The sequence below is a fragment of the Actinomycetospora sp. CA-084318 genome (assembly GCF_050955885.1).
In the GTDB taxonomy this organism is placed as follows: Bacteria; Actinomycetota; Actinomycetes; order Mycobacteriales; family Pseudonocardiaceae; genus Actinomycetospora.
This window is the reverse complement of record NZ_CP192098.1, coordinates 2,630,366-2,653,341: the sequence shown is the minus strand read 5'-3', so window position 1 is coordinate 2,653,341 and position 22,976 is coordinate 2,630,366. Positions and strand designations below refer to the sequence as shown.

18 protein-coding genes are annotated in these 22,976 nt (G+C 72.9%); 9 read left to right on the top strand and 9 right to left on the bottom strand.

From position 1 onward, the window contains the following. Positions 1 to 49: 49 nt before the first annotated feature. From ACQPYX_RS12915 to ACQPYX_RS12905, 3 genes are read left to right on the top strand one after another with little or no spacing between them, the layout of a single operon-like run. Positions 50 to 769, top strand: coding sequence for an SDR family oxidoreductase (locus ACQPYX_RS12915; protein WP_433803313.1), 720 nt, complete (start codon positions 50 to 52; stop codon positions 767 to 769). A 47-nt stretch (positions 770 to 816) separates the two neighbouring features. Next, positions 817 to 1,227, top strand: a complete 411-nt coding sequence (locus ACQPYX_RS12910) for a DUF1707 SHOCT-like domain-containing protein (RefSeq protein ID WP_433803312.1) — start codon at positions 817 to 819, stop codon at positions 1,225 to 1,227. Positions 1,228 to 1,274: 47 nt separating this feature from the next. After that, on the top strand, positions 1,275 to 2,168 hold the full coding sequence (locus ACQPYX_RS12905; protein ID WP_433803311.1) for an SMP-30/gluconolactonase/LRE family protein: 894 nt from the start codon (positions 1,275 to 1,277) through the stop codon (positions 2,166 to 2,168). 82 nt (positions 2,169 to 2,250) lie between these two features. Here ACQPYX_RS12905 and lpdA read toward each other — a convergent pair whose 3' ends face one another. From lpdA to aceE, 3 genes are all read right to left on the bottom strand, one after another. Further along, the gene (lpdA, locus tag ACQPYX_RS12900; protein WP_433803310.1) at positions 2,251 to 4,032 is read right to left on the bottom strand and encodes a dihydrolipoyl dehydrogenase; all 1,782 of its coding nucleotides are present in this window, start codon (positions 4,030 to 4,032) and stop codon (positions 2,251 to 2,253) included. 94 nt (positions 4,033 to 4,126) lie between these two features. Beyond that, positions 4,127 to 5,476, bottom strand: coding sequence for a 2-oxo acid dehydrogenase subunit E2 (locus ACQPYX_RS12895; RefSeq protein ID WP_433803309.1), 1,350 nt, complete (start codon positions 5,474 to 5,476; stop codon positions 4,127 to 4,129). Positions 5,477 to 5,506: 30 nt separating this feature from the next. Continuing rightward, on the bottom strand, positions 5,507 to 8,230 hold the full coding sequence (gene aceE / locus ACQPYX_RS12890; RefSeq protein ID WP_433803308.1) for a pyruvate dehydrogenase (acetyl-transferring), homodimeric type: 2,724 nt from the start codon (positions 8,228 to 8,230) through the stop codon (positions 5,507 to 5,509). 266 nt (positions 8,231 to 8,496) lie between these two features. Between aceE and ppdK the strand changes: the two genes are divergently transcribed. Further along, positions 8,497 to 11,172 carry a pyruvate, phosphate dikinase gene (gene ppdK / locus ACQPYX_RS12885; RefSeq protein WP_433803307.1) on the top strand — a complete coding sequence of 892 codons (2,676 nt, stop codon included), beginning with the start codon at positions 8,497 to 8,499 and terminating at the stop codon, positions 11,170 to 11,172. Positions 11,173 to 11,657: 485 nt separating this feature from the next. After that, positions 11,658 to 12,974, top strand: a complete 1,317-nt coding sequence (locus ACQPYX_RS12880; protein ID WP_433803306.1) for an LLM class flavin-dependent oxidoreductase — start codon at positions 11,658 to 11,660, stop codon at positions 12,972 to 12,974. A 61-nt stretch (positions 12,975 to 13,035) separates the two neighbouring features. Here the strand turns inward: ACQPYX_RS12880 and ACQPYX_RS12875 are convergent, their stop codons facing one another. Continuing rightward, positions 13,036 to 13,932 carry a DMT family transporter gene (locus ACQPYX_RS12875; protein ID WP_433803305.1) on the bottom strand — a complete coding sequence of 299 codons (897 nt, stop codon included), beginning with the start codon at positions 13,930 to 13,932 and terminating at the stop codon, positions 13,036 to 13,038. Positions 13,933 to 14,014: 82 nt separating this feature from the next. Here ACQPYX_RS12875 and ACQPYX_RS12870 point away from each other — a divergent pair, with 82 nt between their 5' ends. After that, entirely contained in the window at positions 14,015 to 14,908 is an 894-nt protein-coding gene (locus tag ACQPYX_RS12870) for a LysR family transcriptional regulator (RefSeq protein WP_433803304.1), read from the top strand. Beyond that, on the top strand, positions 14,905 to 15,720 hold the full coding sequence (locus ACQPYX_RS12865) for an alpha/beta fold hydrolase (RefSeq protein WP_433803303.1): 816 nt from the start codon (positions 14,905 to 14,907) through the stop codon (positions 15,718 to 15,720). Before ACQPYX_RS12870 ends, ACQPYX_RS12865 begins: the two co-directional genes overlap by 4 nt. Positions 15,721 to 15,761: 41 nt before the next feature. On the opposite strand, the gene ACQPYX_RS12860 is transcribed toward ACQPYX_RS12865, so the two are convergent. The 4 genes from ACQPYX_RS12860 to ACQPYX_RS12845 form a co-directional block, all read right to left on the bottom strand. After that, positions 15,762 to 16,970, bottom strand: a complete 1,209-nt coding sequence (locus ACQPYX_RS12860; RefSeq protein WP_433803302.1) for a CaiB/BaiF CoA transferase family protein — start codon at positions 16,968 to 16,970, stop codon at positions 15,762 to 15,764. Between the two features lie 184 nt (positions 16,971 to 17,154). Further along, a complete protein-coding gene (locus ACQPYX_RS12855; RefSeq protein ID WP_433803301.1) occupies positions 17,155 to 18,159 on the bottom strand; it encodes an LLM class flavin-dependent oxidoreductase in 1,005 nt (334 codons plus the stop codon). Positions 18,160 to 18,254: 95 nt separating this feature from the next. Beyond that, positions 18,255 to 18,884 (bottom strand): acyltransferase, encoded by a 630-nt coding sequence (locus tag ACQPYX_RS12850; protein ID WP_433803300.1) that lies wholly within the window; start codon positions 18,882 to 18,884, stop codon positions 18,255 to 18,257. 31 nt (positions 18,885 to 18,915) lie between these two features. Next, positions 18,916 to 20,547: a flavin-containing monooxygenase gene (locus ACQPYX_RS12845; RefSeq protein WP_433803299.1), complete on the bottom strand. Its 1,632-nt coding sequence runs from the start codon at positions 20,545 to 20,547 to the stop codon at positions 18,916 to 18,918. Between the two features lie 46 nt (positions 20,548 to 20,593). On the opposite strand from ACQPYX_RS12845, the gene ACQPYX_RS12840 reads away from it, so the two are divergent. Both ACQPYX_RS12840 and ACQPYX_RS12835 read left to right on the top strand, forming a co-directional pair. Further along, positions 20,594 to 21,730, top strand: a complete 1,137-nt coding sequence (locus ACQPYX_RS12840; protein ID WP_433803298.1) for an aminotransferase — start codon at positions 20,594 to 20,596, stop codon at positions 21,728 to 21,730. After that, a complete protein-coding gene (locus ACQPYX_RS12835) occupies positions 21,727 to 22,437 on the top strand; it encodes a TIM barrel protein (RefSeq protein WP_433803297.1) in 711 nt (236 codons plus the stop codon). The genes ACQPYX_RS12840 and ACQPYX_RS12835 overlap by 4 nt, the downstream gene beginning before the upstream one ends. A gap of 7 nt (positions 22,438 to 22,444) precedes the next feature. Here the strand turns inward: ACQPYX_RS12835 and ACQPYX_RS12830 are convergent, their stop codons facing one another. After that, positions 22,445 to 22,957 carry a hypothetical protein gene (locus tag ACQPYX_RS12830; RefSeq protein ID WP_433803296.1) on the bottom strand — a complete coding sequence of 171 codons (513 nt, stop codon included), beginning with the start codon at positions 22,955 to 22,957 and terminating at the stop codon, positions 22,445 to 22,447. Between the last annotated feature and the right edge of the window lie 19 nt (positions 22,958 to 22,976).

Here is a 22,976-nt window from a genome sequence, read left to right as displayed (position 1 = left end):
GGGCTGTTACTCTAGCGAGTGATAGCCCTATCGCATCGAGGAGCGCACCGTGGACGCACCCGTCGTCGTGATCACCGGAGCCAGCAGCGGGATCGGGGAGGCGACCGCGCGGCTGCTCGCCGCGCAGGGCGCCCGCCTGGTCCTCGGGGCCCGCCGGGCCGACCGCCTCGCCGCGCTGGCCGCCGAGCTCGGCGGGGACGTCCGCACCCTCGCCACCGACGTCCGGTCCCGGGCGGACGTCGCGGCCCTCGTGGACCTCGCCGTCACCGCCTTCGGACGACTCGACGTGGTCGTGGCGAACGCGGGCGCCGCGCACGTCGGCCCGCTCGACGAGCAGCCGGTCGAGGCCTGGGACGAGATGATCGACGTGAACCTGCGCGGCGTGCTGCACGCCGTCGCCGCCGCCCTGCCGGTGTTCCGGGCGCAGTCCGCCGGGCACCTGATCAGCATCGTCTCGACCTCGGGCCTGCGGATCGTGCCGGACCAGGTCGTCTACGCCGCGACGAAGAACGCCGTGCGGACGTTGTGCGAGGGGCTGCGCCAGGAGGCCGGACCACACCTGCGGGTCACCGCGATCTCCCCCGGCTTCACCGCGACCGAGTTCGTCGACGCGGTGCCCGACCCGACCCGCCGCCGGGAGTACCGGGAGCAGATGGATCGGATCGCGATGCCGCCCGACGCGATCGCCCGCGCGGTCGCCTACGCGATGGCGCAGCCGCCCACGGTGGACGTCGGGGAGATCGTCGTGCGGCCCACCGCGCAGAATTGAACGTCGACCTCACGGCACGATCGGCGATCCGGGCGCACCATGGAGGCATGGACGACGACCCCGCGGACCGGCCGGCCGAGACGCCCCGCCTGCGGGTCGGCCACGACGAGCGCACCGCCGCCATGACGGCGCTCGACGCGCACCTCGAGGCCGGGCGCCTCGACGTGGCCGAGTACAGCGACCGGTCGGCCGCCGCCGGGGCCGCGGTCTACCGGGACGAGCTGGACGCCCTGTTCCGGGACCTGCCCGAGCCGCACCTCGCGCCGGCCGGCCAGGTCGTGCCGGCGCAGCCGCACCTGCCCGCCCGGCACACGGTGTGGCCGGTGGCGCTGCTCCCGATCGTGCTGGCCCTCGGGATGGTGACCCTCACGGTCCTCGGCCACCCCGTCGGGTTCGTGATGTTCCCGCTGCTCTTCCTGCTCATGGGCACGCTCGGACACCGCCGCCGGCCGTTCTGAGTGAGTAGGGTCCTCCCGCCCCACTGCCGAGGCCGGGAGGTCCCCCCGTGAGCCGCGAGATCCGCACCGTCGCCGACGGCCTGACGTTCACCGAGTGCCCGCGCTGGCACGACGACCGCCTGTGGTTCGTCGACTTCTACACCCACCGCGTGCTCTCGGCCCGCGAGGACGGCGCCGACCTGCGCACCGAGCTGGAGATCCCCGAGCAGCCGTCCGGCATCGGCTGGCTCCCGGACGGCCGGCTCCTCGCGGTCTCCGCGCTCGACCGCCGGATCCTGCGCCGCGAGGACGACGGGTCCGTGGTCACGCACGCCGATCTCTCCGACCACGTGCCCGCCCAGCTCAACGACATGGTCGTCGACCCGACGACCGGCCGGGCGTGGGTCGGCAACTTCGGCTTCGACCTGATGGGCGGCGCCCCGGTCGCGCCGACGACGGTCTTCCGCGTCGACCCCGACGGCTCGGTGACCGCCGCCGCCGAGGACATGTGGTTCCCGAACGGCAGCGTCGTCTCCGGCGGCACGCTGCTCGTCGACGAGACGTTCGGCAACCGCATCAGCGCCTTCGACGTCCACGACGACGGATCGCTCGGCCCGCGCCGGGACTGGGCCTCGTTCGGCCCGCTGCCGACGTCCTCCGACCTGCAGACGGTGCTCGGGGGCCAGCTCGTCGTCGGTCCCGACGGCTGCTCGGTGCTCGACGCCGAGGGGTGCCTGTGGGTCGCCGACGCGCTCGGCAACCGCGCGATCCGGGTGCGCGAGGGCGGCGAGATCGTCGACTCCGTCGAGCCGGGCACGGGCGTGTACGCCTGTGGTCTCGGCGGCTCCGACGGGCGGACGCTCTACCTCTGCACCGCCCCGGACTTCCACGCCGAGGCCCGGCGCGCCGCCCGCGAGGGGGCGGTGCAGGCGGTCACGGTGGACGTGCCGATGGCGGCCTGACCGGCCCCGACCCGAGCGAGCGGCACTCTCGCAGCATCTATGTGCGCGAGAGTGCCGTTCGCTCGGAAAGGGCGGAGCCGCCTCAGGCCTTCGCCGGCTTCTTCGGCAGGTACAGGTCGGTCAGCGTGCCCTCGAAGGCCTCCGCCGCCATGCCCACGGTCTCGGACAGGGTCGGGTGCGGGTGGATGGTGAGCCCGATGTCGGCGGCGTCGGCACCCAGCTCGATCGCGAGCCCGGCCTCGGCGATGAGGTCGCCCGCCGCGGGGCCGACGATGCCGGCGCCGATGATGCGGTCGGTCTCGGTGTCGAACAGCAGCTTCGTCGACCCCTCGGAGCGGCCCAGCGACAGCGACCGCCCGGACGCGGCCCAGGGGAAGGTGCCGGTGCCGTAGGACAGGCCCTGCGCCTTGGCCTCGTTCTCGGTGACGCCGACCCAGGCGACCTCGGGGTCGGTGTAGGCCACCGACGGGATGACCTTCGCGTCGAACGCGCTGGGCTTCCCGGCCGCCACCTCGGCGGCGACCTTGCCCTCGTGCACCGCCTTGTGGGCCAGCATCGGCTGCCCGACGATGTCGCCGATCGCGAAGATGTGCCCCACGTTGGTGCGCATCTGCTCGTCGACGGCGAGGAACCCGCGGTCGTTCACGTCGACCCCGGCCGCGTCCAGCCCGAGCACCTTGCCGTTGGGCACCCGGCCGACCGCGACGAGCACGGCGTCGAACGTGTCCTGCTCCGGGGCCTTCTTCCCCTCCATCGACACGACGAGGCCCTTGTCGGTGGCCTCGACGTTCGTGCACTTGGTGGAGAGGAAGACGTTCTCGTAGCGCGACGAGATGTGCTTCGCGAGCGGCTTCACGAGGTCCTTGTCGGCCCCCGGGATGATCTGGTCCATCAGCTCGACCACGGTGATCCGCGACCCGAGCTCGGCGTACACCGTGGCCATCTCCAGCCCGATGATCCCGCCGCCGAGCACGAGCAGCCGCTCCGGCACCTCGGCGAGCTCCAGCGCGGAGGTCGAGTCGAGCACCCGCGGGTCGTCGTGCGGCACGAACGGCAGCTGCACCGGCTCCGACCCGGCCGCGACGATCGCCTGGTCGAACCCGATCGTCGTCGTCGACCCGTCGGCCGCGGTGACCTCGACGCGGTGCGGCGAGACGAACCGCCCGACGCCCTGCACGGTGGCGACCTTGCGCTGCTTGGCCAGACCGCCGAGGCCGCCGACGAGCTTGCCGACGACGCCGTCCTTCCACTCGCGCAGCTTGTCCAGGTCGATCTGCGGGGCGCCGAACGAGACGCCGTGGTCGGCCATCTCCTTGGTCTCCGCGATCACCTTGGCGGCGTGCAGCAGCGCCTTCGACGGGATGCAGCCGACGTTCAGGCACACCCCGCCGAGGGTGTCGCGGGAGTCGACGACGAGTACGTCCATGCCCAGGTCGGCCGCCCGGAACGCCGCGGTGTAGCCGCCGGGTCCGGCGCCGAGCACGAGCAGCCCGACGTGCCGGTCCTCGGCCCCGTCCGACGCCGGCGTCGGCGCGGTGCGGTTGCGCTCCTTCGCGCCCGGCTTCTCGGTCTGGGTCGAGGCCTTCTTGGTGGGCGGCGGGGTCGCGGTGGTGCCGCCCGCATCGCTCGGGGTCACGACGAGGATCGCGCTGCCCTGCGAGACACGGTCGCCGACCGCCACCCGCACCTCGGTGACCGTCCCCGCCACCTCGGCGGGCACGTCCATCGTCGCCTTGTCCGACTCCAGGGTCAGCAGCGGTTCGTCGAGCGCGATCTCGCTGCCCTCGGCGACGTGCACCTCGATGACGGGGACGTCGGTGAAGTCGCCGATGTCGGGGACCTCGACGACGACGGTGTCAGCCACAGCGGAACCTTTCCGGAAGATGGGGTGGCCGGAGGCCATGTGAGCACTTTCCGTCGCCCTGGCGACGGAAAGTGCTCACATGCGCGAAGCGCACCTAGAGGAGCAGGCGGCGCTCGTCGCCCATGGTGTGGGCGACGTGGCGGGTGAAGCGGGCGGCCAGGGCGCCGTCGATGACGCGGTGGTCGTAGGAGAAGCACAGCGGCAGCAGGGTGCGCGGCTCGAACTCCGAGCCGTTCCACACCGGCGCCACCCGCGAGCGCACCACGCCGAGGATCGCGACCTCGGGGGCGTTGACGATCGGGGTGAACGCCGTGCCGCCGATCCCGCCCAGCGAGGAGATCGTGAAGGTGCCGCCCTTCATGTCGTCCCCGGTGAGCTTGCCGTCGCGGGCCCGCGCCGAGACCTCGCCGAGCTCCTTGGACAGCTCGACGATGCCCTTGCGGTCGACGTCGCGGATCACCGGCACCACGAGGCCGCCGGGCGTGTCCACCGCGACGCCGATGTTGTAGTAGCGCTTGAGGATCAGCGCGTCCTTCTCCGGGGTCAGCGAGGCGTTCACCGTCGGGAAGGCCTTCAGCGCCGAGACGCTCGCCTTCATCAGGAACGCCAGCAGCGTGACCCGGTAGCCCTCCGCCTTCGCAGCGGTGTCGAGCTCCTTGCGGTACCGGTCGGTGTCGGTGATGTCCGCGTCGTCGTTGTGCGTGACGTGCGGGACGTTCAGCCACGACCGGTGCAGGAACGGCCCGGAGATGCGGGTGATCCGCGACAGCGGCTGCGTCTCGACCTCGCCGAACACCGAGAAGTCCTGCGCCGGGATCTCGGGGATGCCCGAGCCCTGCGCGGGAGCCGGCGCCGCGGCGGCCGGCGCCGAGGCACCGTCCCCACCGCGGACGAACGAGAGCAGGTCGTCCTTCGTGATCCGGCCCTTCGGCCCGCTCGCGCTGACCTGCGCGAGGTCGATCCCGAACTCCCGCGCCAGCTTGCGCACGCTCGGACCCGCGTGGGCGGGCAGCTCCGACGCCGCCGGGGTGGCGGTGACGGGGGCGGAGCTCCCGTTCGACGAGCCGTTCGAGCTGCCGTTCGACGACGGCGCCGACCGCTCGGTGTCCGGCTCCTGCGCGGTGGCCTCGGCGTCGGCCTGGGCCGCGGCGCCGGACGGGGTCGGGGCGTCCCCGCCGTCCTCGGTCGGCTCGCCCTCCCCGGCGTCGAGCACGACGACGGGGGTGCCCTCGCTGACGGAGTCGCCGACGGAGACGAGGACCTCGGCGACCCGACCGGCGTGCGAGGACGGCACGTCCATCGTCGCCTTGTCGGACTCGAGGGTGAGCAGCGGGTCGTCGACGGCGATGGTGTCACCGGGCGAGACGTGGACCTCGATGATCGGGACGTCGGAGAAGTCGCCGATGTTGGGGACGGTGACCTGGGTGGCGGCGGGGGCCGACATCGTGATGCCTCTCTGGCCGTACGGGCGGGGTCAGGCGTGCGCCGGGGCGGGGCGCTCGGGGTCGATCTCGTAGCGCGCGATCGCGTCCGCGACCACCGAGGCCTCGATCTTCCCGTCGCGGGCCAGCGCGGAGAGGGCCGCCACCGTGACGAAGCGCCGGTCGACCTCGAAGAAGTCACGCAGCGCCCTGCGGTAGTCCGAGCGACCGAACCCGTCGGTGCCCAGCACCTCGTAGCGGCGCCCGACGACGAACGCCCGGATCTGGTCGGGGAAGGCCCGCATGTAGTCGGTCGCGGCGACGACCGGGCCCTCGGGCCGGGTCTCGAGCTGCTGCTCGACCCAGGACTTCCGCGGTGTCTCGGTGGGGTGGAGCAGGTTCCAGCGCTCGACGTCGATCCCGTCGCGGCGCAGCTCGGTGAAGCTCGGCGCACTCCACACGTCGGCGACGACGCCCCAGTCCGACTCCAGCATCTCGGCCGCGGCCAGCACCTCGTTGAGGATCGTCCCCGAGCCCAGCAGCTGCACCCGCGGCTTCTGCGCGGCCTTCGACCGGGACCGCTTCGCCGGGACCGGCGCCCCCTCCTGCAGCAGGTAGAGCCCCTTGATGATCCCCTCGCGGGTCGCCGCCTCCGCGGCGTCGTCGCCGAGGCCCGGCAGCGCCGGGTGGTGGTAGTTCTCGTTCATCAGGGTCAGGTAGTAGAAGACGTCCTCCTGCTCGGCGTACATCCGCCGCAGGCCGTCCTGCACGATCACCGCGACCTCGTGGGCGAAGGTCGGGTCGTAGGACACGCAGTTCGGGATCACCGACGAGAACAGGTGCGAGTGCCCGTCCTCGTGCTGCAGACCCTCACCGTTCAGCGTGGTCCGCCCCGCCGTGCCGCCGAGCAGGAACCCGCGGGCCCGCAGATCCCCGGCCGCCCACGCGAGGTCACCGACGCGCTGGAACCCGAACATCGAGTAGTAGATGTAGAACGGGATCATCGGGACGTCGCTGGTCGAGTACGCCGTCGCCGCCGCGATCCAGGACGACATCGCGCCCAGCTCGTTGATGCCCTCCTGGAGCAGCTGGCCGTTCTCGGCCTCCTTGTAGCTCATCAGCTGCCCCTCGTCCTCGGGCGTGTAGAGCTGACCGACCCGGGAGAAGATCCCGAACTGCCGGAACATGCCCTCCATGCCGAAGGTGCGGGACTCGTCGGGAACGATCGGGACGACCCGGTTGCCGATCTTCTTGTCCCGCAGCAGCGTGTTGAGCACCCGGACGAACGCCATCGTCGTGGAAATCTTCCGGTCGCCGGAGTCGGCGAGCTGCGCCCCGAAGGCCGAGAGCTCCGGGACCTCCAGCGCCTCCGACCGCGCCCGCCGCGCCGGCAGCGACCCGCCGAGCGCCTCGCGGTGCTCGCGCAGGTACACGGCCTCCTCGGAGTCCGGCGCGAAGCTCAGGTAGGGCAGCGAGTCGATCTCCTCGTCGGAGATCGGCAGGTCGAACCGGTCGCGGAAGATCGTGAGCTGCTCGCCCGCCATCTTCTTCTGCTGGTGGGAGATGTTCTGGCCCTCGCCGGCCTCGCCCATCCCGTAGCCCTTGACCGTCTTGGCCAGGATCACCGTCGGGCGCTCGGTCTGCGTGGTCGCCGCCGAGTAGGCCGCGTAGATCTTCGACGGGTCGTGCCCGCCGCGGGTCAGGCCCCAGATCTCCTCGTCCGACCAGTCGGCGACCAGCTCCGCGGTCTCCGGGTAGCGCCCGAAGAAGTGCTCGCGGACGTAGGCGCCGTCCTTGGACTTGAACGTCTGGTAGTCGCCGTCGACGCACTCCTCCATGAGCTGGTGGAGACGGCCCGTGGTGTCGCGCTTGAGCAGCTCGTCCCAGCGGCTGCCCCAGATCACCTTGATGACGTTCCAGCCTGCGCCCCGGAACAGACCCTCCAGCTCCTGGATGATCTTGCCGTTGCCGCGCACCGGCCCGTCGAGGCGCTGCAGGTTGCAGTTCACGACGAAGACCAGGTTGTCCAGGCGCTCGCGCCCGGCCAGCGAGATCGCGCCCAGCGACTCCGGCTCGTCCATCTCGCCGTCGCCCAGGAACGCCCACACGTGCCGGTTCGCGGTCTCCGCGAGCCCGCGGCCCTCCAGGTACTTCAGGAACCGCGCCTGGTAGATCGCCATCAGCGGGCCGAGCCCCATCGACACCGTGGGGAACTGCCAGAACTCCGGCATCAACCACGGGTGCGGGTACGACGACAGGCCGTTGCCCCCGGTCTCCTGCCGGAAGGCGTCCATCTGCTCCTCGGTCAGCCGACCCTCGAGGAACGCACGCGCGTAGATGCCGGGCGAGGAGTGCCCCTGCATCATCACCAGGTCGCCGCCGTGGGACTCCGAGGGCGCGTGCCAGAAGTGCTGGAAGCCGGTGTCGTAGAGCGTCGCCGCCGACTGGAAGCTCGCGATGTGTCCGCCGAGCTCCGAGGACTCCTTGTTCGCGCGCAGCACCGTCGCGACCGCGTTCCAGCGGATCGCCGAGCGGATGCGGTGCTCCACCGCCCGGTCACCCGGGTGCGGCGGCTCGTCGGAGACCGGGATCGTGTTCACGTACGGCGTCGTCGCCGAGTACGGGACCGGCGCGCCGGCCCGCCGGGCCTGGCCGATCAGCTCGTCGAGCAGGTCGTGGGCGCGCTGCGGGCCCTCCACCGCCAGGACCGACTCGAGGGCCTCGCGCCACTCGTCGGTGCCCTCGGGGTCGGGGTCACGCTGGCTGTCGTCGAGCATGCGGAGCAGTCCTCGTTGATCGCTGTGGGCCGGAGCACCCACCCTGCCGTGCGGGGAGTCACGACGGAAGGTGGAGGGCGTTTCGCCTGAGCCATCGTTGAGCTTTCCCCTGTTACCGGCCGGTTGGAGGGCACGGATCGGACCGGGGTGTGGGCTGGATCTACTGGATCGAGCGAGTAGCCCACCCGGGTCGGCGGGGCATGGCCCTCCTCCCCCGGACGTGCCACCTTCTCCCCGGGTGTGTCGGTGGACCGGAGGGGTGGGCGATGACCAAGTACGTGTACGACTTCGCCGAGGGCGACAGGGACCAGCGCGACCTGCTCGGCGGCAAGGGGGCGAACCTCGCCGAGATGACCAACCTCGGCCTGCCGGTCCCCCCGGGCTTCGTCATCACCACCGACGCCTGCCGGGCCTACCTCGCGGGCGGCGCCGAGCCCGAGGGCATGGCCGCCGAGGTGACCGAACATTTGACCGCGCTCGAGGCGACGATGGGCAAGCACCTCGGCCAGGCCGACGACCCGCTGCTCGTCTCGGTGCGCTCCGGCGCGAAGTTCTCGATGCCCGGGATGATGGAGACCGTCCTCAACGTCGGGCTCAACGACGCCTCGGTGCACGGCCTCGCCACCCAGGCCGGCGACGACCGCTTCGCCTGGGACTCCTACCGCCGCCTCGTGCAGATGTTCGGCGCCACGGTCCTCGGGATCGACGCCGAGCACTTCCACGACGCGCTCGAGGCGGCGAAGGCGGCCAAGGGCTCGAAGAACGACCTCGACCTCGACGCCGGCGACCTCGCCACCCTGGTCGAGACCTACAAGGGCCTCGTCCGCGAGCACGCCGGGCGGGACTTCCCGCAGGACCCGCGCGAGCAGCTCGACCTCGCGGTGCGCGCCGTGTTCGACTCGTGGAACTCCGAGCGCGCCCACATCTACCGCCGCCAGGAGCGCATCCCGGCCGACCTCGGCACCGCCGTCTCGGTGTGCTCGATGGTGTTCGGCAACCTCGGGATGGACTCCGGCACCGGCGTCGCCTTCACGCGCGACCCGTCGTCGGGGGCCCGCGGGGTGTACGGCGACTACCTGCAGAACGCCCAGGGCGAGGACGTCGTCGCGGGCATCCGCAACACGCTGCCGCTGACCGACCTCGAGGGCCTGGACAAGAGCTCCTACGACGAGCTCATGGGCATCATGACGACGCTCGAGCAGCACTACCGCGACCTCTGCGACATCGAGTTCACCATCGAGCGCGGCAAGCTGTGGATGCTGCAGACGCGCGTCGGCAAACGCACCGCCGCCGCCGCGTTCACCATCGCGACCCAGCTGGTCGACGAGGGCCTGATCGACCTCGACGAGGCGCTGCTCCGGGTCACCGGCCACCAGCTCGCGCAGCTGATGTTCCCCCGCTTCGACCCGGACGCGGAGAAGGAGCTCCTGACGACGGGGATGAACGCCTCCCCCGGCGCGGCCGGTGGGAAGGCGGTCTTCGACTCGGAGACCGCGATCGCGTGGGCGAAGCGCGGCGAGAAGGTCATCCTCGTGCGCCGCGAGACCAATCCCGACGACCTGGGCGGCATGATCGCCGCGGAGGGCGTCCTGACGAGCCGCGGCGGGCGGACCTCGCACGCGGCGGTCGTCGCGCGCGGCATGGGCAAGACCGCGGTGTGCGGCGCCGAGGAGCTCGAGGTCGACGTCCGCGCGAAGAAGTTCACGACGGCGCGCGGCGTCGAGGTGGTCGAAGGGGACGTCATCGCCATCGACGGCACCTCGGGCGAGGTCTACCGCGGCGAGATCCCGGTGTCGGCGAGCCCCGTGGTGTCCTACCTCGAGACCGGGGAGATCGATCCCGACGACGAGCTCGTCGTCGCCGTCGACCGGATCATGGGCCACGCCGACGCGCGCCGGCGGATGAAGGTCCGAGCGAACGCCGACACGGGCGAGGACGCGGCCCTGGCTCGCCGGTTCGGCGCCGAGGGCATCGGGCTGTGCCGCACCGAGCACATGTTCCTCGGCGAGCGCCGCTCGCTGGTCGAGGACCTCGTCCTGGCGGAGACCGCCGAGGAGCGCGAGAAGGCGCTCGCGGCGCTGCTGCCGATGCAGATCGAGGACTTCACCGCGCTCTACCGGGCGATGGCGGGCCTGCCGGTGACGATCCGCCTCCTCGACCCGCCGCTGCACGAGTTCCTGCCCGACCTCACCGAGCTGTCGGTCGAGGTCGCGGTGGCCCGCGAGCGCGGCGAGCTCACCGACAAGCAGGAGGCGCTGCTGGAGAACGTGCGCCGCCTGCACGAGCAGAACCCGATGCTCGGCCTGCGCGGGGTCCGGCTCGGCATCCAGGTGCCGGGGCTGTTCGCGATGCAGATCCGGGCGATCACCCGGGCCGCCGCGACCCTGGCCGCGGAGGGCGTGTCGGTCCTGCCCGAGATCATGGTGCCGCTGGTCGGCACCGTGCAGGAGCTGCAGGCCGTCGCGGCGGAGATCGCGGAGGTCGTCCAGGAGCCGGAGTCGCTGGTCGACGGGAAGCCGGTGGAGCACCAGGTCGGCACGATGATCGAGCTGCCCCGCGCCGCCCTGGTGGCCGCGCAGATCGCGGAGGTCGCGCAGTTCTTCTCGTTCGGCACCAACGACCTCACGCAGACGACGTGGGGGTTCTCCCGCGACGACGTCGAGAGCTCGTTCTTCTCCGCCTACCTCGACCACGGCATCTTCGGCGTCTCGCCGTTCGAGTCGCTGGACACCGTCGGGGTGGGCGAGCTCGTCGAGATCGCGTCGTGGCGCGGTCGAGAGGTGCGCCAGGACCTCAAGCTCGGCATCTGCGGCGAGCACGGCGGCGACCCGGACTCGGTGCACTTCTTCCACCGCTCGGGCCTGGACTACGTGTCCTGCTCGCCGTTCCGGGTGCCGGTCGCCCGGCTGGAGGCCGGTCGCGCGGCGGTGCAGCACGGGTAGCTGGGCGCCCCTGGGTGCAAGCAATGCGTCACTGCTTGCACCCAGTGCCAGCAACGCCACATCGTCGGCGGGCCGTCAGCGGCCCGCCGGCGCACCTGTCGCGGTCTGCCGACAGGACCGCGCCACCTCGTCGTCGTGATTCAGAACGACGAGGTGGCCGGCGGTGGTGGGCAGCCCGCGACGAGGTGAGCCTGCGCCGGCGGACGTGGGCCCGGGCCGGAGACCGTCGCCACAGGGCTCGCGCCGCCTGTTGACCCGGCGTCGAGGAGCCGGTGAGGATCATCGTCGATGCGCAGGCCGGGGAGGACCGAGATGGGCGTGCTGGTGGGCCGCCGCTATCTCGATCTGATGCTCCTCTGCAGCTGCGCCTGTCGGCCCTTCTGATCGATCCGGTCCGCCGCCCGGGTCCGTGCCCGTGGCGTGCGTCCTCGCGCGCCCCGCGACGTCCGTCGCCGCGCGCTCCGCCGATCCGAAGGACTCTCCCCGTGACCCGTCAGCTCCACCTCGGTGGCTTCCAGATCGCCTCCCACGTCCCGCACTCGCACGCCGCGTGGCGCCACCCGGCGTCCGACCTCGACGTCTTCGCTCCCGACTACTGGCACCGCGTCGGGCGCACGCTGGAGCGCGGGCTCTTCGACTTCGTGTTCTTCGCCGACCTGCTCGCCGTGCCCACCAACTTCGGCGGTGACGAGGCCGAGGCGCTCCGGCGCGGGACGCAGGCCAGCGCGACGATCGACCCGTCGCTCGTCGTCGCGAGCATCGCCGCCGTGACCCGGAACCTCGGCGTCGCCGTCACGAAGAGCACGACCTACTTCCACCCCTTCGAGGTCGCCCGCGTCTTCGCGAGTCTCGACCACCTCAGCCGGGGTCGGGCGGGCTGGAACATCGTCACCTCGCTCTCCAGCGCCGAGGCCCGCAACTTCGGGCTGGACAAGGCCCTCGACCACGACCTGCGCTACGACCGCGCGCAGGAGTTCGTCGAGGCCGCCGTCGCACTGTGGGAGAGCTGGGAGCCCGACGCGCTCGTCGGCGACAAGACGTCCGGCTTCTTCGCCGACCCCGACAAGGTGCACCGGGTCGACCACGACGGTGCCTTCTACCGGACCCGCGGACCGTTGCCGACCCCGCGCTCGCCGCAGGGACGGCCGGTGCTGTTCCAGGCCGGCTCGTCACCCAAGGGCAAGGCCTTCGCCGCCCGCTGGGCCGACGCGATCTTCGAGATCGACCCGACGCCGGAGGGTCGTCGGGCCTACTACGACGACGTCAAGGGCCTCGCCTCGAACGCGGGGCGCAACCCCGACCACGTGAACGTCCTGCCCTCGTTCATCCCCTTCGTCGGGGAGACCAACTCGATCGCGCGGGAGAAGCAGGCGTTCCACAACGAGCTCGCCGACCCCGTGTCGGGACTGATCACGCTCTCCGTGCACACCGACCACGACTTCTCGGCCTACGACCTCGACGCCCCGGTCGAGCAGGTCGAGGTCCCCGGTTCGCAGGGGCTCTTCGACGTCGCCCGCCGTCTGTCCGAGCGCGACAGCCTGACCCTGCGCGACATCGGCCGGCTCTACGCGCAGGGCATCCTGCTGCCGCAGTTCGTCGGTACGGCGAGCGAGGTCGCCGACCAGATCGAGGTGTCGTTCACCGGCGGCGAGGCGGACGGCTTCATCCTCTCGGCCGCCCAGCTCCCGGGGACGTTCGACGACTTCGTCGACCAGGTGGTCCCCGAACTGCAGCGCCGCAAGCTCTACCGCGAGGAGTACGCGGGCACGACGTTGCGCTCCCACCTGGGCCTCGACGACTGACCCACCGCTGGGTGCAAGCAATGCGTCGTTGCTTGCACCCAGTGACAGCAACGCCACATCGTCACGACCGGCGCGACACCGCCACGCCGACCAGGCACAGCGCGCCGCCGACGAACGCCAGCGGCGCCGGGACCTCGGCGAGCAGCAACCACGACAGGGCGACGACGAGGGCCGGCACGGCGTAGGTGGTCGACGCCAGCCGACCGGCGCTCGTCCGGGACAGCGCGTACCCCCAGGCCAGGAAGGCGACCGCGGTGGGGAACAGCCCCAGGTAGACCACGGTGAGGGCCGTCCCCGACGGTGCGACGGCGAGGTCGGTCACGAGCGACGGCGCCCACGGCAGCAGCACGGCCGTGCCGGCGAGGGAGCCCAGCCACGTCATCGTCAGCGCGTCGGTCCCCGCCAGCAGTCGCTTCTGCACCACGGCCGCCCCGGCATAGAGCACCGCCGCCGCGAGCCCGAGCAGGACGCCGACGCCGTCGGCCCGGCCTCCCGAGGTCGCCACGGCGATGAGCACCACCCCGCCGAACGCGATCGCGAGCCCCACCAGCAGTCGCCGCGGGAACCCCTCGCCGAGGAACGTCCCGGCGAGGAGCGCGATCAGCACCGGCGCCAGGTTGACCAGCAGCGCCGTGGTCCCCGCGTCGAGGTGGGTCTCGGCGGCGTTGAGGGCGAGGTTGTAGGCACCGAACCAGGCGACGCCCCACGCGGCCACCGCTGCCAGCCGTCGTCCGCGCGGCAGCGCGGGCACGCCGCGGACCAGCACGACGACGGTGAGGGCGACGCTCGCGACGAGCATGCGCCCGACGGCGAGCGCACCCGGCTCGAGGTGGTGCCCGGCGCTGCGCACGCCGACGAACGCGGACGCCCACAGCAGCACGGTGACGCCCGCGGCGAGCGCGGGGAGGAGGTCGTCCCGACGACGGGTCGGGGCGTCGGGTGCGGGAGAGGTGAGCACGACTCCGAGCCTCCGCCGCTCGATCCGGGAGCACCAGCGAAGAATCCTGCACGACGATTCAGTGTGACTGTACGGTTCGAGGATGCTCGACACCCAGCGGCTGCGCGTGTTCCGCTCCGTCGTGGCCAGCGGCACCGTCGCCGCCGCGGCCGACAACCTCGGCTACACCCCGTCCGCGGTGAGCCAGCACATCACCGCACTGGCCCGCGAGACCGGGCTGAACCTGTTCGAGCGGGTCGGGCGCGGTCTGCGCCCGACGGCGGCCGGGCTCGCGCTCGCCGACCAGGCCGACGGAGTGCTCGCCCGGCTCGGGGAGGCCGAGGCCGCGGTCGCCGACCTGCGCGCCGGGCGGACCGGCACCGTCTCCGTCGGCTACTTCGCCTCCGCGGGCGCGGCCTGGCTCCCGCACGTGGTGTCCCGGCTGACCCGGGAGTTCCCCCACGTCCGCCTCGACCTCTCGCTGCTGGAGTGGATTCCCGACGATCCGGCGCAGCGGCCCGACGTCCAGGTCGCGGTCGCGCGGCCGGGCTGGGCCCCGCGGGCCGGCTTCACCACCCACCACCTGCTCGACGACCCGTACGTCGCGGTGGTGCCGCGGACCCACCGCCTCGCGGGCGCGGCGGAGGTCGAGCTGGCCGACCTGGCCGGCGAGCAGTGGGTGGACAACGACGCCGCCCGCGGCGCATGCCGGGAGGTGCTGCTCGAAGCGTGCACGGCGGCCGGGTTCGCGCCGACGTTCCACGTCGAGGCGGCCGACTACCCCACCGCGATCGCGTTCGTGGCCGCCGGCATCGGTCTGACCGTGCTGCCCGTGCTCGGGACGCGAGGTCTCCCGCCGGAGCTCTGCACCGTCCGGGTGGTGCGCCCGACCCCCGTGCGGACCATCATGGCCGTCGTCCGGGACGCCGCCGCGCACACACCGCCGGTGATCGCCGCCCTGGAGACGCTGGAGGGGGTGTCGGCGACGTGCGCGTGACCACCGACGACGGGGTGGGCCTGGCGGTCTACGACACGCACGACGAGGCGCCGCCGATCCTGTTCCTCCACGAGTTCGGCGGCGACCACCGCTCCTGGGCGCCCCAGTTCGGTCACCTCGCCGGCCGGTACCGCTGCGTCACCTACGACGCGCGCGGCTACCCGCACTCCGACGTCCCGACCGACCCGTCCGCGTACTCCCAGGAGCGGGCGGTCGCGGACGCGGTGGCCGTGCTGGACGCCCTCGGGATCGAGCGGGCGCTCGTCGTCGGGAACTCGATGGGCGGGTTCGCGACGCTGCACCTGGGCCTGACCCACCCCGACCGCTGTACCGGCCTCGTCGTCGCCGGCTGCGGCTACGGGGCGGCCCCCGATCGTGCCGAGGCCTTCCGCGCCGACGCGCTCGCCCTCGCCGAGGCCTACGAGACGCGCGGCAGCGCCGCGGTCGCCACCGAGTACGGCAACCGCCCGGCGCGGCTGTCGCTGCGGGAGCGCGACGAGCACGCCCACGACGAGCACCTGCGCATCCTCGCCGAGCACGACCCGGTGGGCGCGGCCCTGACGATGCGTGGGGTCCAGGCGTCGCGGCCCTCGCTCTACGACCTCACCGAGCGGCTGGTCTCGATGACCGTGCCCACGCTGCTCGTGGTGGGTGACCGCGACGACGAGGCGATCGACGCGACCCTCATGCTGCGCCGCACGCTCCCGGTGGCCGACCTGGCGGTCCTCCCCCGCGCCGGCCACCTGACGAACCTGGAGTACCCGGAGATCTTCACGCGGCTCGTCGAGCTGCACGCGGCGCGCGCGCTCTGATCACACCCCTGCGACCACGCCGTGGACGACGACGTGCCATCTCAGATCACTCCGTCTGCGCGCAGGGAGCTCAGGTCGGCGTCGTCGATCCCGAGCAGATCGGTCAGCACCTCGTCGGTGTGCTGCCCGAGCGGCGGTCCGAGGTGGTCGACCCGGCCGGGGGTCGCGGTCATCACGGGCACCGGGCCCTGCACCGTCATCCGGCCCAGTTCGGGGTCTTCGACGCTGCGGTAGACGTTGCGCGCCTTCAGCTGCGGGTCGGCGAGCAGCTGCTCGGCGTCGTAGACCGGGGCGGCGGCGACATGGGCCTCCTCGAAGACGGCCATGGCCTCGTCGAGGGTGTGCTGCGCGACCCAGTCCGCGATCACCGTGTCGATCTCGGCGGCGTTCTCCAGCCGTCGCTGGGCCTCGGCGAAGCGCGGGTCGGTGGTCAGGTCCTCCCGACCCACGGCCCGCAGGGCCCGCATCGCGATCGACGGCGCGCTGCCGGACATGGCCAGCCACCGGTCGTCGGAGGTCCGGTAGGTGTTGCGGGGCGCCGAGATGTCCCAGCGGTTCCCGCTGCGGGTCGGGATCGCGCCGAGCTGGTCGTAGGTCAGCACCGGCTGCTCGAGCAGCCGTGCGAGGGGCTCGACGAGGTTGAGGTCGATCAGCTGCCCGCCGCCGCCGTGCACGTCGCGGTGGTACAGCGCCGCCAGCACGGCGTAGGTGGCGTTGAGCGCGGCGACGCCGTCCCCGAGCATGAACGACGGGAGCGTGGGTGGCCCGTCCGGGTGGCCCGTCATGTGGGCGAACCCGCTCATCGCCTCGCCGAGGGTGCCGAAGCCCGGGTGGTCGGACTTCGGGCCGCCGGCGCCGAACCCGGTGATGTGGACCATCACGAGACCGGGGTTCTCGGTGGACATCGACGCGTAGTCGATCCCCCACCGCGTCATGGTCGACGGACGCAGGTTCATGACGAGGACGTCGGCACCGCGGGCGAGCCGGCGCAGGATGTCGCGGCCCCGCTCCTCCCGGAGGTTCAGCGTCACGGACTTCTTGTTCCGGCTGATGCTCTTCCACATCAGCCCGACGCCGTCCTTCTGCGCCCCCCACTGGCGCACCGCGTCGCCACCCGCGGGCTGCTCGATCTTGATCACCTCGGCCCCGAGCTCGCCCAGCCAGGTCGCGACGAGCGGGCCCGCGGCGAGGGAGGCGGCGTCGATGACGCGCAGACCCTCCAGGGAGTGTGGGGTCGTCGGGGTGGACACGTCGTTCTCCTCCTGGTTCCGGAGACGATCTCCTCGGCCGGGGCGTGCGGACCGGCGCGCGCCGCCTGCTCCACCATCGCACCGTTGATCACGTCAATCCGGTGTGCCGCTCGGGCCCGGCGAGCCGACCACCCCGCTGATGACCGCCCTGGCGAGCGCGGGTGGACGCGCGTCGGGCTGAGCGTCAGCCCGACGACCGCACGCCGGCGGCCGCCGCGTGGAACCGTTCCAGTTCCGAGCGCGTGTCCGGACCGCACGGCTGGTAGACGATCTCGGTGACGCCGCGGGCGCCGAGGGCGTCGAGGTGGCGCCGGACCTCGCCGGGGGTCCCGGTGAGCGTCGCGTCGCGCACCATCACGTGGCCACCCGCGTCCCACGCGGCCTGATCCGCCTCGTTGAGCTCCACGCAGTGCCCGGCGTGCACCGCGAGGTGCCGTTCGTCGGCCGGGGTCCGCTCCACGACGTCCATCCACGCCGCGCCGCCCGGGAGCTCGCGGACCGCCTCGGCGCCCGCGAACTCGTAGGCGCCGTGGTACGCGAGCGCCCAGCCCGGTCCGGCGGCCACCCGCGCGTGCGCGGAGTCCTGGGGCTCGTCGTCGTCGAGCACCGTGCCCCACGCCAGGTAGGGCACCCACGAGTACTCGGTCATGAAGTCGGGCTGCTGCAACGTCACGAACAGGCCGTCACCGAGCTCGTTGGCCACCTTGTTGCCCTTCGGCCCGAGGGCGCCGACGAGGACCGGCACGTCGACCGGGCGGGCCGGGGCGTGCCCGTCGGGGTGCAGCATCCGCATGCGGGCGCCCTCCCACTCGATCACCTCGCCGCGCAGCAGCGCGCGGTAGGCCCGGATGTAGGCGTCCATGAACGACCAGGTGATGGCGCGGTGCCCCATGGCGCGCCGCCCGGTGAAGCCGGTGCCGAACGCGACGGCGACCCGGCCCGGCGCGAGCGCGGCCAGGGTCGCGGTGGCGGCGGCGTTGACCATCGGGTGGCGCAGGCTGGGGACGAGGACACCCGGTCCGAGCCCGATCCGCTCGGTGCGCTGCGCGGCCAGCGCCAGGGTCATCCACACGTCGGGGCTCTGCTGGGGCGTGTCGTAGATCCAGGCGCGGTCGTAGCCGATCTCCTCGGCCACGGCGATGTCGTCCGGCGTGCTCAGGGCGGTCGGGAAGGCGCAGGACACCTGCATGGGACTCCTCCTCGTCGTCGAGGTCGGGTCCGGCGACGGGTGGGCCGCGCCGCCGTCGCCCGAGCGTGCCACGGTGCGGGGGCGCGGACGAGGGGTCAGGTCCAGACGACGTTGCGGCGGACGACCTTCGCGGGGCAGCCGGCGAGCACGGTGCCGGGCTCGGTGAACACCCCCGCGACCACCGCGCCCGAGGCGACCGACGTGTCGTCGGGAAGGACCGATCCCTTGAGCACGGTCGCGCGGGAGCCGATCCAGACGTGGTTGCCGATCGAGATCGGCGCGCCCGTCGCCCGGACGTCCCCGTCGACGATCACCTCGTGGAAGTCCTCGTCGAGCAGCTGCACGTCCCACGAGATCGCACAGTCGGTGCCGATGGCGATCCCGTTCATGGCGACGATGCGGGTGTTCGGCGAAAAGTAGGTCCGGGCGCCGATCACGAGTCGGGCCCCCTCCCCCACCGTCCACGCCGCACCGACCCCGACCTGCACGTTGCCGCGCAGCTCGAGGTCGCCGTCGAGCCGCAGCAGGCCCCCTTCGTCGCCGCGGGCGAAGCCGAACGGGTGCGTGCCGAGGCGGAGCCGGGCGTCCGGCGTGGCGAGGCGGATGTGGTCGCGGTGGCGGACCCGGAAGTGACGGGACGCCGTCATCCGACTCGGATGGCCGAGCGCGAGCGTGCGCCACGGGGACACCCGGAACTCGCCGACGACCTTCTCCGCCCAGCTCATGACTCGATCGTCGGTCGAGACTGGTGAGGTGTTACACAGCGTGACGATTCGCGAGGTTCGTCCGGATCGCTCCGAGCCCGAAGCCCGGGTAGCCCGCCGCAGCCTCGTCGTCGCAGGTGGCGCGGTAGCGCGCGTAGCCGCCTGCGTACGGCAGGAACACCCGCGCCTTGCCCGGCACGTTCGCCCCCAGGTACCAGGAGCTGGCGGCCTGCGGCAGCAACGTCGCGTCCGCGGCGCGCGCCACCTCGGCCGCCCACGCCGCCTCGGCCTCCGGCGTCGGCTCGGCGACCTCGCCGGTCGTCCGCAGCCGTTCGAGCAGGTCGGCGATCCAGTCGACGTGCTGCTCGATCGCGGTCGGCATGTTGGTCAGCACCGACGGGCTCCCGGGCCCGGTGATCGTGAACAGGTCGGGGAAGCCCGCGACGCCGAGCCCGAGGTGGGTGTGCGGGCCGTCGTGCCACGTCTCGCGGAGCGACACCCCGTCGCGCCCGACGATGTCGAACGAGAGCAACGGGCCGGTGAGGGCGTCGAACCCGGTGGCGAAGACCAGCACGTCGAGCGGGTGCTCGGCGCCGGACTCCAGCCGCAGACCGCTCGCCGTCACGGCCGCGATCGGATCGGCCTTCACGTCGACCAGCGAGACGTTCGGCCGGTTGTAGGTCTCGAAGTAGTGCGTGTCGATCGGCGGCCGCTTGGTGGCGAACGGGTGGTCCCGGGGTGTCAGGAGCTCGGCCGTCGCCGGGTCGTGCACCGTCTCCCGGATCTTCGCGCGGATGAACTCGCTGGTGTCGGCGTTGACCTCCGGATCGGTGAGGACGTCCTTCACCGCGGCCCGGAACCGCAGCCCGCCGCGCTCCCACGCCTGCTCGTACAGCGCGCGCCGCCGGTCGGCGGGCAGGTCCAGCACGTCGACGTCGGACAGGACGAACGGGTGGCCGTTCGTCGACCCCTGCTGGACCCGGCGGATCGCCGGGTAGTCGGCCTTCGTCGCGGCCATCTCCTCCTCGGACAGCGGTGCGTTGCGGGCCGGGATGGAGTAGTTCGCGGTCCGCTGGAACACCGTGAGGTGCCCGGCGGCCGCGGCCAGGACCGGGATCGCCTGGATGCCGGTGGATCCGGTGCCCACGACCCCGACCCGCCGGCCGCGCACGTCCACCCCGTCGTGCGGCCAGTGCCCGGTGTGGTGCCACTCCCCCGCGAAGTCCTCGAGCCCCGGGATGTCGGGCACGTTCGCCGTCGACAGGCAGCCGACCGCCGTGACGAGCCACCGGCATCGTCGGGACGACCCGTCCGCGGCGGTCACGGTCCATCCCTCGCCGTCCCGCTCCGCGCGCTCCACCCGGACCCCGAAGGCGATGTCGCGGCGCAGGTCGTAGCGATCGGCGACGTGCTCGAGGTAGCCGCGGATCTCCTCCTGCCCGGGGTAGCGCTCCGACCAGCGCCACTCCTGCTCGAGCTCGGGGTCGAACGAGTAGCAGTAGTAGTAGCTCTCTGAGTCGCAGCGGGCGCCCGGGTAGCGGTTCCAGTACCAGGTCCCGCCGACGCCGTCGGCCTGCTCGAGCACCTGGACCGAGAAGCCCCGCGAACGCAGCCGGTGCAGCGCGTAGAGGCCGGAGAACCCGGCGCCGATCACGATCACATCGGTGTGCCCGCCATCACCCATGTCCTCGAGGGTGCCCGAGGAACGCGTCCCCGGCATGCTGTCGGCCGTGCGCCTGTCCCACCGCGTCGCCGCCGGGGTCGACTCGCCGATGGCGGCCGCCTACGACGCGGTGGGCGCCGCGGGTGGCCGTCGTCCCCTGCTCGACCTCGCCCGCGCCGCGCCCGCCTACCCGCCCGCCGCGGAGGTCGTCGAGCACGCGGCGGGCGTCGCGGCCGACGCCCGCTACGCCGCCCAGGCCGGGCTGCCGCACCTGCGCGAGGCGTTCGCCGAGGCCCTGCGCGCCGAGCACGGCGGCGACGTCGGCGCCGAGGACATGGTCGTGACGGCGGGTTGCAACCAGGCGTTCTGTCTGGCCGCCGACGCCCTGTGCGCTCCGGGCGACGAGGTGATCACCCCGCGCCCGACCTACTTCAACCACACGATGTGGCTGCACATGCGCGGGGTCGAGCCGGTGATCGTCGAGCCCGACGCGGACCTCGTCCCCCGCGCCGCCGACGCCGAGGCGCTCGTCTCCCCGCGGACCCGCGCGATCGTGCTCGTGACGCCCGGCAACCCGAGCGGCGTCGAGATCCCCGCCGACGAGCTCGCGGCCTTCGCCGACCTCGCCCGCCGGCACGACCTCGCGCTCGTCCTCGACGAGACCTACCGCGCCTTCCGCGCCGGACCGGCGCACTCGCTCTACTCCGACCCGGGGTGGCGCGACACCGTCGTCGGCCTGCACAGCTTCTCCAAGGACCTCGCGCTCGCCGGCTACCGCGTCGGGATGCTCGTCGCGGGCGGGGCGCTGCGCCGGCAGGCCCTCAAGCTCTTCGACTGCGTGGCCATCGGCGCCCCGCGGATCGGGCAGGAGGCCGCGTGGGCCGGTCTGGTGAAGGCGCAGGGCTGGCGGGCGGAGCGCGCGGCCGAGGTCGCGGCCCGGCGGGCGGCGTTCGCCGAGGCGATGCGGACCCGACCCGGCGGCTTCGAGGTCGTCGCGCTCGGCGGGTTCTTCGCCTGGGTCCGGCACCCGCGCCCGACGATGCCCACCCCGGCCGTCGTGCGGGCCCTCCTGGCCGAGCAGGACGTGCTGGTCATGTCGGGCACCGACTTCCAGGCGGTCGACGACGGCACGATGCGGGTCAGCGTCGGGAACCTCACGGACGTCGACGACCTGGTGGCGCGGCTGCGGGAGTTCGGCACGTGAGCCTCGCGGCGAACGTCTCCATCCGCTATTCCGACGTCCCGGTGCTCGAGCGCCCGGCCCGCGCCCGCGCGGACGGCTTCGACGTCGTCGAGTCCTGGTGGCCCTTCGCCGCCGCCGATCCGGACGACGCGGAGGTCGACGCCTTCTGCGCCTCGATCACCGACGCCGGCGTGCGGCTGGTCGCGATGAACCTCTACGGCGGTGACATGGCGGCGGGCGAGCGCGGGGTGGTGGGCACCCGGCCGGCCGAGTTCGCCGACTCGCTGGCGATCGGCCTGGAGATCGGTCGGCGGCTCGGCTGCCGGATGCACAACACGCTCGTCGGGCGGGGGCCGGTGTCGGAGCCCGCCGTCGAACGGCTGGCGGACGCCTGCGCGACCGCCGCGGCGCAGGGGTCGACGCTGCTGATCGAGCCGCTGTCGGCGGTCGACGACTACCCGGTCCGGACGACGGTGGACGCGTTCGCCCTGGTCTCCCGCCTCGGCGCGGGCTCGGGCGTGCTGGCCGACCTGTACCACCTGGCGGTCAACGGCGAGGACGTCGACGCGGCGATCGCGGCCCGCGGCGCGGAGTTCACGCACGTGCAGATCGCCGACGCGCCCGGTCGTGGGGAACCTGGGACCGGGTCGTTGCCGCTCGCGCGCTGGCTGCGGGCGCTCCGGGCGGTGGGCTACGCGGGGTGGGTGGCGTTGGAGAACGTGCCGTAGCCCCGTCTCACGTGAAGCCGCCCTCGAGCACGATCCGCAGCAGCACCACGACCAGGCCGACGGCGAAGGCGCCCACCGCACCGAGCACGGCGCCCCACCAGCGGCGCAGCGCCCGCCACCCGCCGACCGCGCCGAGCACGATCAGCGCGATCCAGCTCAGATCGATCGTGATGTGCGCCGACTCCTCCGGGCCCAGCGGGCCCATGAACCCGGTCGCGGCGACGACGGCGACCACCACCAGTGGCGCGACCGCGGGCAGCAGGTACTGCGCCGCGTGCCCGGTCAGGGCGAGCAGGCGCCGACCCGAGGGCAGGGCGTGCTCGGCGTGGACCGCCTTGAGCGTCGTCGCGAAGAGATGGGCGGCGAACGTGGCGAGCAGCGGGCCGAGCGTCAGCTCGAGGACGTCACCGAAGTCGGTCAGCCCCCGGTCGATGGCGACCGCGAGCACGGTCATCATCACGACCGTGCTGTTGACCGCCGGCTCCACGTCGAGCGCGACCCGCCGCTCCGTCGTCGTCATGCACCGACGCTAGCCAGCG

Bases quoted from the DNA above. Each gene is read 5' to 3' on its own strand.
- ACQPYX_RS12910 (WP_433803312.1), top strand. From the start codon at position 817: ATGGACGACGACCCCGCGGACCGGCCGGCCGAGACGCCCCGCCTGCGG.
- ACQPYX_RS12895 (WP_433803309.1), bottom strand. From the start codon at position 5,476: ATGTCGGCCCCCGCCGCCACCCAGGTCACCGTCCCCAACATCGGCGAC.
- aceE (WP_433803308.1), bottom strand. From the start codon at position 8,230: ATGCTCGACGACAGCCAGCGTGACCCCGACCCCGAGGGCACCGACGAG.
- ppdK (WP_433803307.1), top strand. From the start codon at position 8,497: ATGACCAAGTACGTGTACGACTTCGCCGAGGGCGACAGGGACCAGCGC.
- ACQPYX_RS12870 (WP_433803304.1), top strand. From the start codon at position 14,015: ATGCTCGACACCCAGCGGCTGCGCGTGTTCCGCTCCGTCGTGGCCAGC.
- ACQPYX_RS12855 (WP_433803301.1), bottom strand. From the start codon at position 18,159: ATGCAGGTGTCCTGCGCCTTCCCGACCGCCCTGAGCACGCCGGACGAC.
- ACQPYX_RS12850 (WP_433803300.1), bottom strand. From the start codon at position 18,884: ATGAGCTGGGCGGAGAAGGTCGTCGGCGAGTTCCGGGTGTCCCCGTGG.
- ACQPYX_RS12845 (WP_433803299.1), bottom strand. From the start codon at position 20,547: ATGGGTGATGGCGGGCACACCGATGTGATCGTGATCGGCGCCGGGTTC.
- ACQPYX_RS12830 (WP_433803296.1), bottom strand. From the start codon at position 22,957: ATGACGACGACGGAGCGGCGGGTCGCGCTCGACGTGGAGCCGGCGGTC.